This window comes from Achromobacter sp. 77 (genome assembly GCF_020541125.1).
GTDB classification, from domain to species: domain Bacteria; phylum Pseudomonadota; class Gammaproteobacteria; order Burkholderiales; family Burkholderiaceae_B; genus Achromobacter; species Achromobacter mucicolens.
On the sequence record NZ_CP059848.1, the window covers coordinates 1,704,289 to 1,717,508 of the forward strand.

The window sequence follows — 13,220 nt, forward strand, 5'->3', positions numbered from 1 at the left end:
GGCGGCGCGCGAGGACCGAAGACCGGTTAGTCGATCTTCACGTTGGCTTCTTTGGCGATGCGCTTGTTCTTGGCGATTTCAGCCGAGATCTGCGCGCCGAATTCGGCCGAGGTGTTGGCCGCGGGCGAAGCGCCCAGGGCAGCGAGGCGGCTCTTGACGTCCTCTTCGGCGCTGACCTTCTGGACAGCGGCGTTCAGCTTGGCCAGCACGGGGGCGGGCAGCTTGGCCGGGGCGACCAGGCCGAACCACGACGCGTCGTTCACGGCGGGCAGGCCGGCTTCGGCGAACGTGGGCACGTCAGGCAGCGCGGCAACGCGCTGCGGGGCGGCGACAGCCATGGCGATCAGGCGGCCGGACTGCACGTGCGGCAGGGTGGAGGGCAGGTTGTCGTACATGACGTCGACCTGGCCGGCCAGCGCGTCGTTCAGCGCGGGGCCAACGCCACGGTACGGCACGTGCATCAGGTCGGTGCCCGACGCCATCTTGAACAGTTCGCCCATCATGTGCGAGACCGAACCGTTGCCGGCCGACGCGTACGTCAGCTTGCCCGGCTGGCTCTTGGCCAGCGTGATGAACTCGGCGATGTTCTTGGCCTGGACCTTCGGGTTGATGGTCATGATGTTCGGCACGGCGGCCAGGTTCGAGACGGGCGTGAAGTCCTTCTCGCCATCGAACGGCAGGTTCGGGTAGATGGCCGGGTTGATGCCGTGCGTGCTGACGGTGGCAATGCCCAGGACATAGCCGTCCGGCGCGCTGCTGGCGACGAACGCGCTGCCGATCGAGCCGCCGGCGCCGCCGCGGTTTTCCACGACGACGGTCTGGCCCAGTTCCTTGCCGAGCTTGTCGGCGAACAGGCGGCCGACGATGTCGGTGGTGCCGCCGGGCGGGAAGGGAACGATCAGGCGGATGGGCTTGCTGGGGTACGCGTCTTCAGCGTGCGCGATACCCGAGGTCAGCGGCGTGGCCAGGGTCGCGGCAGCGACACACAGGCCCAGAACTACATTACGGCGTTGCATGAATTCCCCTACTAATGAATGGAAAGCAGCTGCATGAAAGCAGTCGCAAACCCGACGATTCTTTCCTGGCGGGCGGGTTTGCGCAAACGAAAGATTCTCCGTAAGCTATGACTTTTTTTCATACCTCTTACTCGGCAGGGCTTCGCCGCGGTTACTTTTACGTAACATTCGCCGTGCATCCTGTGTCGACGTCACGCCCGCGCGGGCAAGGGAGCCCCACGACGGGTGGGGGCTGCAAATGAGGCGTTTCTGTCCCTCTTTAACCGATCTTCAGGCCTTTGAAGTCGCCGCCAGGCACAGCAGTTTCACGCGCGCTGCGCAGGAATTGTGCGTGACGCAGGGCGCGGTGAGTAAACAGGTGAAACATCTGGAGGAGTTCGTTGGCGTCGAACTATTCCTGCGAATCAGGCAAGGCCTGGTGTTGACCGAAGCGGGCCGCAGTTACCTGGCCAAGATCCAGGCCGGTCTCGGCCAGATCGAAGCGGCCACCGTCGAACTGATTGCGCATCAGGGGCGGGGCGGCACGCTGAACCTGACCTGCATGCCCACGTTCGGCGCGCGTTGGCTGATTCCGCGCCTGACCGCCTTCATGCGCTTGCGTCCCGATATCCACGTCGAATTCCTGCCGCACCGCCAGGGCTACGACTTCTCCACGCCGGAGCTGGACGCCGCCGTGCGCTTCGGCGAGGGCCTGTGGCCCGGCAGCGGGGCCGATTACATCGTCGGCCGCGAGATTCTTCCCGTCTGCAGTCCCCGCCTGATCCCGGGCGGGTGCACGTCGCCCGAAGCGCTCCTGGCCTATCCGCTGCTGCACCATACGTCGGCCCTGGAGGGCTGGCGCGACTGGTTCGAGCAGGCCGGCTGCGACACGCGCCGCAGCCTGGAAGGCGCGCGTTTCGACCAATACGCGTTGCTGTCGCAGGCAGCCGCCGCGGGCTTTGGCGTGGCGCTGATCCCGCGCTGCCTGATCGAGGACGAGCTGCGCGACGGCAAGCTTGCCATCGCCATCCAGCTGCCGATCCGGGCGCGCATGGGCTACTACCTGTGCTATCCCGAGCAAAAGGCCAATCTGCCCACGTTGCAGGCCTTCCGGGCCTGGCTGATGGAAGTGTCCCGCGCCGCCGAGCCCCAGCCGCGGGAAGACGCCGTGTCCGATCTAAAATAGCCGCATCATGAGTCAAACATCCACCAAGAAAGGCCGCGTTGTCGTCGGCATGTCCGGCGGGGTCGATTCTTCGGTCACCGCGTGGCTACTCAAGCAGCAAGGCTACGAGGTCGTCGGCCTGTTCATGAAGAACTGGGAAGACGACGACGATTCCGAATACTGCTCCACCCGCCAGGATCTGCTGGACGCCGCCAGCGTGGCCGATCTGGTCGGCGTGGAATTCGAATTCGTCAACTTCGCCGCCGAATACAAGGACCGCGTGTTCGCGGAGTTCCTGCGCGAGTACTCCGCGGGCCGCACGCCCAATCCCGACGTGCTGTGCAATGCCGAAATCAAGTTCAAGGCATTCCTGGACCACGCCATGGCGCTGGGCGCCGAGCACATCGCGACCGGCCACTATGCGCGCGTGCGCGAAGTGCCAGCCGAGGGCGGCGGCACGCAGTTCCAGCTGCTCAAGGCGCTGGACGCTTCCAAGGACCAAAGCTACTTCCTGCATCGGCTGAACCAGGCGCAGTTGTCGCGCACGCTGTTTCCGCTGGGCGAGATTCACAAGACCGAAGTGCGCCGCATCGCGCACGAGATCGGCCTGCACAATGCCGCCAAAAAGGATTCCACCGGCATCTGCTTCATCGGCGAGCGCCCGTTCCGGGAATTTTTGAACCGCTACCTGCCGACTGAGCCGGGCCCCATCCTGACGCCCGAAGGGCAGAAAGTGGGCCGCCACGAAGGCTTGTCGTTTTACACGCTGGGCCAGCGCAAGGGGCTGGGCGTGGGCGGCGTGAAGGGCCGGCAACGGGAGGACGGCACGGCCGAAGCCTGGTACGTGGCCCGCAAGGATCTGGAGCGCAACGTGCTGTACGTCGTGCAGGGGCACGACCATCCGTGGCTGCTGTCCGGCAACCTGAAGGCGCAGGACGCGAGCTGGGTGGCGGGCCACCCGCCGGCCGCCGGCGTCTACGGCGCCAAGACGCGTTACCGGCAGGCCGATGCGGCGTGCCGCCTGGCCGATGCGGCGCAAGAGACTTTTTCACTGGAATTTACCGACCCCCAGTGGGCGGTGACGCCCGGCCAGTCGGCCGTGCTATACGATGGCGAGGTTTGCCTGGGCGGCGGGATCATTCTTTAGGAATGCCCTGCCGCACGTAACCAAGGCCCCCGGGTGCAATATCCGTGGGGCCTTGTTCATGACAATAAAAGCGAGGAGAGGGTTGTGGATGTGACGATGGTGATCTGCCTGTTGGTCCTGGGCGGCGTGGTGGGCTTTGCGGCGGGCCTGCTTGGCATTGGCGGCGGGATGCTGCTGGTGCCGTTCCTGACGATGCTGTTCACCTGGCAGAAAATGCCGGCCGATCTGGTCGTGCATGCGGCGATCGCCACGTCCATGACGTCGATCCTCTTTACGTCCATCTCCAGCGTCCGGGCCCACCAGCAGCGAGGCACCATCAAGTGGCGCATCGTCGCCGCGATGGCGCCGGGCATCATCGTCGGCGGGCTGCTTTCCGGCGGCGCGGTGTTCGCGGCGCTGAGCACGTTGTGGCTGTCGCTGTTCTTCGCCCTGTTCGTGGGGTATTCCGGCTGGAGCATGCTGCGCAACAAGAAGCCCAAGCCCACGCGGCAGATGCCGGGCGTTGTCGGCACCAGCGCGGCCGGCGCGGGCATCGGTTTTCTGTCGGGCCTGGTCGGCGCCGGGGGCGGGTTCCTGTCGGTCCCGTTCATGGTCTGGTGCAACGTGGCCCTGCACAACGCGGTGTCGACGTCGGCGGCGCTGGGCTTTCCGATTGCGCTGGCCAACAGCGTGGGCTATGTCGTCTCGGGCCTGAACGAGGCCCAGACCTATCCGGGGATGCTCGGCTTCATCTATTGGCCGGCGCTGCTGGCGCTGGTCTGCACCAGTGTCCTGACCGCGCCGCTGGGGGCGCGCATGGCGCATCGCCTGCCGGTTCAGACGCTCAAACGCGTGTTCGCCGCACTGCTGTTTGCGCTGGCGGCCTACATGCTGTTCAAGGCCTGGCAGACCTGGACGGTTTGATCGCGGAAATGAAAACCGGCCGCGGAAAGCGGCCGGTAAAAGCGAGCGCCCGGCCATGCCGGGCGTTTTTGTTGAGGCGTCAGGCCGTCTTGGGCACCGTGTCGATGAACGACTGGCGTTGGGACAGCTTGTCGTACAGGCGGGCCAGGTTGGGCTGGCCAGTGCGCCAGTCCAGCGAGGGGAACCGCAGGTCGAGATACCCCAGGGCACAGCCCACGGCGATGTCCGCGAGGCTGTAGTTGATGCCCATGCAATGCGCGTTGTCGCCCAGGCTTTTGTTCATGGCGTCCAGGCTGGCGTGGATCTTGCCGTACTGGCGCTCGATCCATTCGGGGCTGCGCTGGGCTTCGGGGCGCTGGTTTTCCTTGACGATGGTCACGCACGCGTCCAGGAGGCCATCGGCGATGGCTTCCCAGCACTTGACGGCTGCGCGGTCGCGTCCGGGCTGCGGAATCAGCCGGGCGACAGGAGACAGGGTGTCCAGGTATTCGACGATGACGCGCGAGTCGAACAGGGCGCCGCCATCTTCCATGACCAGGCAAGGAACTTTGCCCAGCGGGTTGTACGTTTGGATCTGCGTGTCGGCGGACCAGACGTTTTCGAGTTCAAGCCGGTAGTCCAGCTTTTTCTCGGCCATGACGATACGCACTTTGCGCACGTAGGGACTGGTAAGCGAGCCGATCAGTTTCATGGAGTCACAAGCGGAGTCGGAAAGCGGCCGAAGTATAGCAGGCTGTATGACGGCCGGAATTGTCCGCAGGGCGGAATCTTCGTCAGTTTGCCACAATGTCGGGCCGCCCCGGATGATAAAATCGCCGGGTTTTCCCATCCGTCGTTTTTTCTCTACCAGACCATGCAAATCGCCGATCAGCTGAGCCAACTTAATGCCCTTTCGCCACTGGATGGCCGCTACGCTTCCCGGGGCGACGCGCTGCGCGGTCTGCTGTCCGAAGCCGGTTTCATGGCGCACCGCGTCGAAGTCGAGGTCGCCTGGCTGATCGCGCTGTCGGACGCCGGCCTGCCCGAGCTGCCGGCCTTCTCCGAGGGCGCCCGCGCGCGTCTGGCCCAGCTGGTCGCCAATTTCTCCGAAGCCGACGCTGGCCGCATCAAGGAGATCGAGCGCGTCACCAACCACGACGTGAAGGCCGTTGAATACTGGCTGAAGGAAAAGGTCGCCGATGACGCCGAACTGGCCCGCGCGGCCGAGTTCATCCACTTCGCGTGCACGTCCGAAGACATCAACAACACCTCGCACGCGCTGATGCTGTCGCGCGCGCGCGACCAGGTCGTGGTGCCGCGCCTGCGCGAAGTGGCCGCCAAGCTGAATGAAATGGCCATCGCCAACGCCGACCAGCCGCTGCTGTCGCGCACGCATGGCCAGCCCGCCAGCCCGACCACGCTGGGCAAGGAATTCGCCAACGTGGCCGCGCGCCTGAACCGCGCCATCGCCGCCGTCGAGGCCGTCGAGCCCCTGGCCAAGCTGAACGGCGCCACGGGCAACTACAACGCCCACCTGTCCGCCTATCCGGAAATCAACTGGCCCGAATTCAGCAAGCGCGTGCTGTCCGGGCTGGGCCTGACCCAAAACCGCCACACGATCCAGATCGAGCCGCATGACTGGATGTCCGCGCTGTTCGATGCGATCACCCGCGCCAACATCATCATCCTGGACCTGGATCGCGACATCTGGGGTTATGTGGCGCTGGGCTACTTCAAGCAGCGCCTGAAGGAAGGCGAGGTCGGTTCGTCGACCATGCCGCACAAGGTCAACCCGATCGACTTCGAAAACTCCGAAGGCAACCTGGGTCTGGCCAACGCCGTGCTGCGCCATCTGGCCGACAAGCTGCCCATCTCCCGTTGGCAGCGCGACCTGACCGATTCCACCGTCCTGCGCAACCTGGGCGTGGGCCTGGGCTACTGCCTGGTGGCATGGGATGCCTGCATGCGCGGCCTGGGCAAGCTGGAAGTCAACACGGCCGCCATCGACGCCGATATCGACGCGTGCTGGGAAGTGCTGGCCGAACCGGTGCAGACCGTCATGCGCCGCTACGGTCTGCCGCAGCCCTACGAACAGCTCAAGGCCTTGACGCGCGGCAAGGGCATCACCGAAGAGGCCCTGCGAGAATTCATCCAGGGCCTGGCGCTGCCTGAAGAGCCCAAGGCCCGCCTGCTGGCGATGACCCCGCGCTCCTACATCGGCCTGGCGGCCGAGCTGGCCCGGGCGGTATAGTCGCCGTGCCGCGCGCGTCATGCGCGCGGCTTTCACGTTGTACCTACGGGAGATCGCAATGAAGAAGTTGTCCACGCTCGCAGCGCTGGCCTGTATGACGGTGGGTCCGCTGCTGGCGACGTCCGCCTCCGCGCAATTCGCCAAGCCTGAAGATGCGGTCAAGTACCGCCAGTCGGCGCTCTCGCTGATCGGCTCGCACTTTGGCCGCATGGCGCCGGTGGTCAAGGGCCAGGCGCCCTACGACGCCGCGCAGATCAAGGCCAACGTCGATGTGCTGAAGACGCTGTCGGCATTGCCTTGGGCGGGTTTCGGTCCGGGTACGGAAGGCGGCGACGCCCGTCCGGAAATCTGGAGCGATGCCGCGGGCTTCAAGCAGAAGCAGCAGGCGTTTCAGGACAACATCGTGAAGCTGTCGGCGGCTGCCGACGCAGGCGATCTGGACAAGCTGCGCGCCGCTTTCGGCGACGTGGGCGCCAGCTGCAAGGCCTGCCACGACGCGTACCGCAAGAAGAAGTAAGGTGCCGGGCCGGCCGTGCCGGTCCGCCGCTCAACAAGCAAAAAGCAAAAAGCCCCGTCAAGGGGCTTTTTTCATGGGTGCGCGATCAGGAGAAGGACATGTCGGACACGATCTCGAGCGATCGTATCCACAGCACCAGTCCCGTCACGCAGGCGCCCAGCACCAGGGCGCGCAGCCAGACCGCCAGCCCATCCTGCGCGGGCGGCGTGCCGGCCGGGACATCCTTGGCGTCGACGTTGCCGGTGATGATGGCGCGCACCAGACGCTTGCGGCGCACGACCGCATACCAGATGACGGCCAGCAGGTGCAACGCGACCAGGCCGATGATGACCCACTCGTTGAGCTTGTGCCAGGACGTCATCGCGCTGGCGGTGGCTTCCGAGACATACCCGAACAAGGGGCCCTGCGTCATGATGTCGTCGGTGGTGAACAGGCCGCTGACTGCCTGAAAGCCCACGACCAGCAGCAAGGCCATGACCGACAGCGCGCCCAGCGGATTGTGGCCGGCGGGCGCGGCGGCGCCCTTCAGGTAGCGGACCACGGCGCCCGGGCCGCGCACGAAATGCGCGAAGCGGGCATAGCGCGGTCCGGCAAAGCCCCAGAGCAGGCGAAACAGGATCAGACCCAGCGCCGTACAGCCGAAACGCACGTGCCAGTCCATGTACAGACCGCCCAACTTGACGCTGACGAACGCGCCGACGATGCAGACGACGAGGGCCCAGTGAAAGAGTCGGGTGGGGAGGTCCCAGATACGGACCGCGAGACGATTGTTCTGCATGTTGAGATCGGCGGACGGGAGTTGCCCGGACTTTATCACGCACAAAGCAAACCGCCGCACTAGTCAGGCGGCGGTTTTGAGGCAGATCAGCGAGCGTTGCGGCGCACCGGTTCGATGCGATGCACATGCTCGTGGCGGAACCGGATGCGTTGGCCCGGCGCCTTCTGTACGGCCGATCCGCAGGGTACGACTTCAGTGGTGTAAGTCGTCGTGCCGTTGATCGGCGCATTGAAGATGACCGTGGCGCGAATCTCGGGGCCGTCGGCCGGTTGCAGATAGACGATGTCGCCGATGTGGATAGGCATGTCGTCAAGCTGCGTGTGGGCCGGGCGTCGGATCAGGTCGGTGGTGGTGAAACGAGTGTTCATGTTGTGTTCTCTTTAGGTTCTAGTTATAGGAAAAGCTGCGTCTTGCCATGGTGAACGCACCGGGCGGGAAAATTGCCGCCATGAGTGTGCGTGATGCGCTGCGTCCGCCGGATGTGATTGGACACGCGCTACATGACACTAACGCATTGCTGCTGCCGTCCTTTTGCGCATTCTCATGTTTTTTGCGCGCCGGGTCCGGCGAAGTGATGCCTTCGTCCAGTCTTGGAGGGCATCGATTCGGGCTGCGCGGCGAAAGACAAGATTGCCGGCGCATTGGCGTACGCCCGCGTGGTAGCGGGTGAAGCCATCATTTGGGTTGGGTTTGCTTCATGCCGGTCCGGACTGGCGGACGGGTGAAGGCGTTCCCGATGCGGCGCTGGGGTTGCGTTTTTTGCGTTGTACTTCGCTAGGACGCCAGCGCTGTCGGGCGGATCTTGGCAGGGGGTGGCCACAGGCGTTTAGCTTGGCCGGGCTGACCCTCAAAGGTCTGCCCTTTCAGATCCAACCGTCAATATTATCGACATTTGAGCGATTATGCAAGCTTTTTCGGAAAGGAGGGCGCGGGACGTGCGCCCTTGCCGATTAGTGCGTTGCGGGACGGGCCTGTCGCTGGGCCTCGATGATCAGGCCTTCCAGGCGTGGCGACATGCGCAGCGCCACCTGGGCGCCGGTCGTGCCATCGGGCTGCTGCTGGGTTTCCAGGGCGAGTTCGATACGTTCGTCGTCAAAGGCCTCCGGGGCCGCCTGGATTTCCACATAGCGCTCGAGCAAGGCATTGACCGCCTTTTGCGCATCCGCCAGCGCTTCCTCCGACAACTTGCCGTGGCCCAGGTATTGATTGACCACGCGCGCCAGGTCATTCATGAAATGAAGCAGGGCGTTTGCGCCGCGGCAGTCCGGCAGGGTGAAGCCCCAGGGCAGGGGGGAAGCGTTCTGAGTCATGTCGTCAGCCAAGGCAATGAGAGGAGGCGGCAACGGGCCGCCGAATGTTCGATTTTAGAGGATGCGTAAAGGCTGCGACGCGGGCGCGCGGCGCGGCGCGCACTGTGTCAACTCGCTTCGATGGCAACAAATTCCGCCCCTTCTGGCCCCATTGGCGGCGCTACCGGATAATCTGCCCGAATGGCCCGCCCCGTGCGGCCGTAATCTGCGGAATCGGAGTGCTAACAGGATGCGCATGGTTTGGGTTCGCGCGTGGGTGACAGGAATGGCGGTCGTCTCGATGTTGCTGGCGGCGTGCGTCAACAAGGAACCGCAGGAGCGCGCCGCATTCATACAGTTGCTGCAGGGTCGGATGAACAACGTGACGCTCGTGCCGATCGGCATGCTGGGCAAGTCGGAAAAGGAAGCCATTGGCGGCTACGACGACGCGTACGAGGTCATGACGGATTTCCAGGAAGCCTTGGCCAAGGCGGCGGCGCCCCTGCGCGAGGTGCTGTCGGTGGAGACGATCCAGTCCGTTGAAGAGATCGTGGCGCGCCGGGGTAGCCTGGAGGCCGCACGCAAGACGCTGGCCGGCAGTGCCGCCCAGGTCCAGGCGGCGCGCGGCAAGGCAGACAAGGCGCGCGCGGATCTTGCCTTGCCCGCCGACCTGGCGCCCGTTTATGACGGCGTCTATGACGAGGCGGTGACGGCGCCGGCCGGGGAATTGATCGACGCGGCATCCCGGATGGATGCGATTGCCCGCGATGCGCTGGCCATTGCGGACTTCGTGGCGGCCAATGCCGCGGACATCCAGTTCGAAGAGGGGCAAACAAAGGTGGTCAAGCCGACCTTGCAACAGGAGCTGAACCAGCGGTTGCAAGCATTGAACGCGCAGTCGGGTGGGCTGGAAGCCGCGCGCGCAACGCTGCTGCAGGCTGCCAGCGCGGGCTCGGCCGCGCCCTAGCCATGCGCCAGCCCCGTCGCCATCCCAGCGGCGCCCGGCCGCGCTTTGTACAATGCGGCTCTTGCGGCGCATGCCGTGCCTTGGACTGACTATGAGCGATTCTTCAGGCGTGCATTACAGGACCTTCGTGCTCCTGCTCGTGGTGGTCACCATCGCGTTCGGCTGGCTGTTGTGGCCGTTCTATGGCGCCGTCTTCTGGGGCACCATTCTTGCCATCCTTTTCGCGCCGTTGCAGCGCCGTCTGGTGGCGCGCATTGGCGGGCGGCGCAATCTGGCCGCGCTCATCACGCTGCTGCTCGTGCTGCTGCTGGTGATTCTTCCGCTGGTCGTGATCAGCGGGTCGCTCGTGAACGAAGGGGCGAATTTCTACCAAAGCATCAAGTCCGGGCAAATCAACTTTGGCGCGTACTTCCAGCAGGCGATGGACGCACTGCCGCCATCCGTGCACGCATTGCTGGCGCGCTTTGACCTGGCCGATATTGCCAGCCTGCAGGACAAGCTGACGGCCGGTGCAATGCAGGCCAGCCAGTTCCTGGCCACCCAGGCCTTGAACATCGGGCAGGACACTTTCCAGTTCGTGGTCAGCTTCGGCATCATGCTGTATCTGCTGTTCTTCCTGCTGCGCGACGGTCCGCTGCTGTCGGCGCGACTGCGCCGTGCCGTGCCGCTGAGCGACACGCACAAGCAGCACCTGTTCCGCAAGTTCACGACCGTGGTGCGCGCCACCGTCAAGGGCAACGTCGCGGTCGCGGCGGCGCAAGGCGCGCTGGGCGGCATCATCTTTTCCATCCTTTCGATCCAGGGTGCGCTGCTGTGGGGCGTCATCATGGCCTTCCTGTCGCTGCTGCCCGCGATCGGGGCGGGGCTGATCTGGGCGCCGGTGGCCGTGTACTTCCTGCTGACGGGCGCCGTGGTCAAGGGCGCGGTGCTCATTGCGTTCGGCGTGCTGGTCATCGGCATGGTCGACAACGTGCTGCGGCCCATTCTGGTGGGCAAGGACACGAAGATGCCGGACTACGTGATCCTGATCTCCACGTTGGGCGGCATGGCGCTGTTCGGGCTGAACGGATTCGTGATCGGTCCGCTCATCGCGGCGTTGTTCATGGCAAGCTGGGATCTGTTTTCGCCCGCGGCAGGCGACCCGGGGGGGGGGCACGCAGTGAGCGCGCCGCTGCCGGGCAACCCCGTGGCCGGTTCGCCGCCGGCATCCGGGGGCGCCGGCGCGCGTGCGCAGGCAGCGCTTGCCAGGGATCGCCAGTCCCGCGACGAATGATCTCGCCGGGCGCCCGCGTGCGCCCGGCCGGGTGTAAGGTGTAGCAGCGCCGGCCGAACCGCGGCCGGCCTTTCGTGTCAACTTCGCCAAACAGGAGCGCGCCGGATATGGAATGGAAACTGCATCGGTCGGGCTGGATCGAGGAACGCAACTTCGACATTGAGTTCGCCGAAACGCCCGAGGGATACCACACGCGCGTGCGCGTCTTCGGCTTTCCGGTTCTTGAAGACACCAAGCACGTGTTCCCCAACGAAGCGCTGGCTGAAAAAGGCGCGCTGACACTGCTCAAGAGCCAGTTTTCAGGCACGCCCGACCTGGAAGAGAGATAGCAGGGCGATGGGCAGACCGAGGGGCAGGCCGCGCCATGGCTGACGGCGAAACGGTTGCTGGCGTGCGCCGCCGCCGGGCGCGCCGCTATTCCATGCGGACGGGTCTGCTTGCCCTCGTCTTTGCCTGTATTACCCCGGCGCTCGTCGTGGCAACGGTCGCCGTCTACGAAAGCTACGTCATCCAGAAAGAGCGGATCTTCCGCGACACGATCTTCCTGGCGCGCAATCTCACGGCGATCCTGGATCGTGAGCTCACCGGCGTCGAAGCCGGTTTGCAGATGCTGGCGTCCTCGCCGGATCTGGTCGAGGGCGATCTCGCCGGCTTCCATCGGCGCGCGCGCGAGTCCGTGCGCTTTCAGATCGCCGACACTTACGTGCTGACGAACAAGGAAGGCCGGCAGATCATCAACACGCAGGTGCCCTACGGCTCGGCCTTGCCGACCGGCAGGGCGCCCGATGAACTGGGTCGCGTCTTCCTGACGCGCATGCCGGTGCTGACAAGCCTGTTCACCGGCGGTCTGACCAAGGACCCCACCATCGCGCTCGGCGTGCCAGTCTTGCGGGACGGAGAGGTGGTGTACAGCCTGAACGTAGGACTGTCGCCCGAGCGCATCGGCAACGTCCTGGGCCGCCGCGCCCTGCCCGAGGGCTGGGTGGCCGCCGTGCTGGACGGCTCGGGAACCATCATCGCCCGCACCCGCGACACCTCCAAATTTGTGGGTCAGAAGGCGGTGCCGGCGCTGGCCCGCGCCGTGCAGCAGGAAGGCGAAGGCTCGTTGGAGACGATCACCAAGGAAGGCACGCCCGTCTACACCGCGTTCAGCCGGTCGACGCTGTCGGGCTGGACAGTCGCCGCCGGCGCGCCCATGCAATTGCTGACCACGGACCTGTACCGATCCATTGCGTGGATTGGTCTGGGCACGTTGTTCGCGTTCGGTTTGGGGTTGTGGCTGGCGCTCAGGCTTGCAAGCCGGCTCACGTCGGCCGTGCAGGGGCTGGTCGCGCCGGCGCTCGCGCTGGGCGAAGGCCGGACCGTGGAACTGCCCGCCACGCGCATCAAGGAAGCCCAGGAGGTGGGCGCCGCCATGCTGCAGGCGTCGCGCAAGCTGGCGCGCGCCCAGCACCTGGCGCACTACGATCCGCTCACCGGCCTGTGCAACCGGGTGCTGTTCGGCGAACTCGTGCTGCGTGAACTGGCGGTCGCCCAGCGCAGCGGCGATTCGTTCTCGATCCTGGCGATCGACCTGGACGGCTTCAAGGCGGTCAACGACATGCACGGGCACGCGGCCGGCGACACGGTCCTGAAAGAGGCGGCCGATCGCATGGCCAGCGCCATCCGGGTCTCGGACGTGGCGGCAAGGCTGGGCGGCGACGAATTCGCGGTGCTGCTGCTGGGCGCCAACCAGGAGAACGCGCGGCTGGTGGCCGAAGCCCTGGTCGAGAGCCTGTCCTTACCGTACCCCAATGTGCGCGTCGCGGTGTCGGCAAGCATCGGCATCGCGGTGTATCCCCAATCGGGCGCCACCATGTTGCAGTTGCTCGAGCGGGCCGATGTGGCGTTGTACCGCGCCAAGGGCCTGGGCAAGCGCCGGGTGGCGCAGGACCAGTAGGTCCGCCGCCGGTCGCC

14 protein-coding genes are annotated in these 13,220 nt (G+C 65.4%); 9 read left to right on the plus strand and 5 right to left on the minus strand.

Annotation, left to right across the window (positions count from 1 at the left end; translation table 11 throughout):
• Positions 1-26: 26 nt before the first annotated feature.
• Complete coding sequence (locus H4P35_RS07870; protein WP_056322627.1) at positions 27-1,016, minus strand: tripartite tricarboxylate transporter substrate binding protein; 990 nt, start codon at positions 1,014-1,016, stop codon at positions 27-29.
• A gap of 238 nt (positions 1,017-1,254) precedes the next feature.
• Here H4P35_RS07870 and H4P35_RS07875 point away from each other — a divergent pair, with 238 nt between their 5' ends.
• The 3 genes from H4P35_RS07875 (at position 1,255) to H4P35_RS07885 (ending at position 4,210) form a co-directional block, all read left to right on the plus strand.
• A complete protein-coding gene (locus H4P35_RS07875) occupies positions 1,255-2,181 on the plus strand; it encodes a LysR substrate-binding domain-containing protein (RefSeq protein WP_056322630.1) in 927 nt (308 codons plus the stop codon).
• A 7-nt stretch (positions 2,182-2,188) separates the two neighbouring features.
• Entirely contained in the window at positions 2,189-3,307 is a 1,119-nt protein-coding gene (gene mnmA, locus H4P35_RS07880; RefSeq protein WP_128827814.1) for a tRNA 2-thiouridine(34) synthase MnmA, read from the plus strand.
• Positions 3,308-3,391: 84 nt separating this feature from the next.
• Positions 3,392-4,210 (plus strand): sulfite exporter TauE/SafE family protein, encoded by an 819-nt coding sequence (locus H4P35_RS07885; protein ID WP_056322636.1) that lies wholly within the window; start codon positions 3,392-3,394, stop codon positions 4,208-4,210.
• Positions 4,211-4,289: 79 nt separating this feature from the next.
• Here H4P35_RS07885 and H4P35_RS07890 read toward each other — a convergent pair whose 3' ends face one another.
• Positions 4,290-4,901, minus strand: a complete 612-nt coding sequence (locus H4P35_RS07890; RefSeq protein ID WP_056322638.1) for a glutathione S-transferase — start codon at positions 4,899-4,901, stop codon at positions 4,290-4,292.
• Positions 4,902-5,063: 162 nt separating this feature from the next.
• Between H4P35_RS07890 and purB the strand changes: the two genes are divergently transcribed.
• Together purB and H4P35_RS07900 are read left to right on the plus strand one after the other, a co-directional pair.
• Positions 5,064-6,440: an adenylosuccinate lyase gene (gene purB, locus H4P35_RS07895; RefSeq protein ID WP_062838459.1), complete on the plus strand. Its 1,377-nt coding sequence runs from the start codon at positions 5,064-5,066 to the stop codon at positions 6,438-6,440.
• A 58-nt stretch (positions 6,441-6,498) separates the two neighbouring features.
• Positions 6,499-6,957, plus strand: coding sequence for a cytochrome c (locus H4P35_RS07900; protein WP_056322645.1), 459 nt, complete (start codon positions 6,499-6,501; stop codon positions 6,955-6,957).
• Between the two features lie 85 nt (positions 6,958-7,042).
• Here the strand turns inward: H4P35_RS07900 and H4P35_RS07905 are convergent, their stop codons facing one another.
• The 3 genes from H4P35_RS07905 to H4P35_RS07915 form a co-directional block, all read right to left on the minus strand.
• Positions 7,043-7,735 (minus strand): cytochrome b/b6 domain-containing protein, encoded by a 693-nt coding sequence (locus H4P35_RS07905; protein WP_062838458.1) that lies wholly within the window; start codon positions 7,733-7,735, stop codon positions 7,043-7,045.
• Between the two features lie 86 nt (positions 7,736-7,821).
• Entirely contained in the window at positions 7,822-8,103 is a 282-nt protein-coding gene (locus tag H4P35_RS07910) for a hypothetical protein (RefSeq protein ID WP_056320023.1), read from the minus strand.
• Between the two features lie 582 nt (positions 8,104-8,685).
• A complete protein-coding gene (locus H4P35_RS07915; protein WP_152383845.1) occupies positions 8,686-9,045 on the minus strand; it encodes a hypothetical protein in 360 nt (119 codons plus the stop codon).
• A 235-nt stretch (positions 9,046-9,280) separates the two neighbouring features.
• On the opposite strand from H4P35_RS07915, the gene H4P35_RS07920 reads away from it, so the two are divergent.
• The 4 genes from H4P35_RS07920 to H4P35_RS07935 all read left to right on the plus strand — a co-directional run bounded on the left by H4P35_RS07920 (position 9,281) and on the right by H4P35_RS07935 (position 13,203).
• The gene (locus H4P35_RS07920; RefSeq protein ID WP_226848566.1) at positions 9,281-9,991 is read left to right on the plus strand and encodes a DUF3053 family protein; all 711 of its coding nucleotides are present in this window, start codon (positions 9,281-9,283) and stop codon (positions 9,989-9,991) included.
• A 91-nt stretch (positions 9,992-10,082) separates the two neighbouring features.
• Positions 10,083-11,264 carry an AI-2E family transporter gene (locus tag H4P35_RS07925; protein WP_226848567.1) on the plus strand — a complete coding sequence of 394 codons (1,182 nt, stop codon included), beginning with the start codon at positions 10,083-10,085 and terminating at the stop codon, positions 11,262-11,264.
• 107 nt (positions 11,265-11,371) lie between these two features.
• A complete protein-coding gene (locus H4P35_RS07930; protein WP_152383847.1) occupies positions 11,372-11,593 on the plus strand; it encodes a hypothetical protein in 222 nt (73 codons plus the stop codon).
• 35 nt (positions 11,594-11,628) lie between these two features.
• Positions 11,629-13,203, plus strand: coding sequence for a sensor domain-containing diguanylate cyclase (locus H4P35_RS07935; RefSeq protein ID WP_180099178.1), 1,575 nt, complete (start codon positions 11,629-11,631; stop codon positions 13,201-13,203).
• Positions 13,204-13,220 lie beyond the last annotated feature (17 nt).

Excerpts from the sequence above, each read along its gene's own strand:
- H4P35_RS07930 (WP_152383847.1), top strand. The coding sequence starts at position 11,372 with ATGGAATGGAAACTGCATCGGTCGGGCTGGATCGAGGAACGCAACTTC.
- H4P35_RS07890 (WP_056322638.1), bottom strand. The coding sequence starts at position 4,901 with ATGAAACTGATCGGCTCGCTTACCAGTCCCTACGTGCGCAAAGTGCGT.
- H4P35_RS07900 (WP_056322645.1), top strand. The coding sequence starts at position 6,499 with ATGAAGAAGTTGTCCACGCTCGCAGCGCTGGCCTGTATGACGGTGGGT.
- H4P35_RS07870 (WP_056322627.1), bottom strand. The coding sequence starts at position 1,016 with ATGCAACGCCGTAATGTAGTTCTGGGCCTGTGTGTCGCTGCCGCGACC.
- mnmA (WP_128827814.1), top strand. The coding sequence starts at position 2,189 with ATGAGTCAAACATCCACCAAGAAAGGCCGCGTTGTCGTCGGCATGTCC.
- H4P35_RS07935 (WP_180099178.1), top strand. The coding sequence starts at position 11,629 with ATGGCTGACGGCGAAACGGTTGCTGGCGTGCGCCGCCGCCGGGCGCGC.
- purB (WP_062838459.1), top strand. The coding sequence starts at position 5,064 with ATGCAAATCGCCGATCAGCTGAGCCAACTTAATGCCCTTTCGCCACTG.
- H4P35_RS07875 (WP_056322630.1), top strand. The coding sequence starts at position 1,255 with ATGAGGCGTTTCTGTCCCTCTTTAACCGATCTTCAGGCCTTTGAAGTC.
- H4P35_RS07925 (WP_226848567.1), top strand. The coding sequence starts at position 10,083 with ATGAGCGATTCTTCAGGCGTGCATTACAGGACCTTCGTGCTCCTGCTC.
- H4P35_RS07905 (WP_062838458.1), bottom strand. The coding sequence starts at position 7,735 with ATGCAGAACAATCGTCTCGCGGTCCGTATCTGGGACCTCCCCACCCGA.
- H4P35_RS07920 (WP_226848566.1), top strand. The coding sequence starts at position 9,281 with ATGGTTTGGGTTCGCGCGTGGGTGACAGGAATGGCGGTCGTCTCGATG.
- H4P35_RS07910 (WP_056320023.1), bottom strand. The coding sequence starts at position 8,103 with ATGAACACTCGTTTCACCACCACCGACCTGATCCGACGCCCGGCCCAC.
- H4P35_RS07915 (WP_152383845.1), bottom strand. The coding sequence starts at position 9,045 with ATGACTCAGAACGCTTCCCCCCTGCCCTGGGGCTTCACCCTGCCGGAC.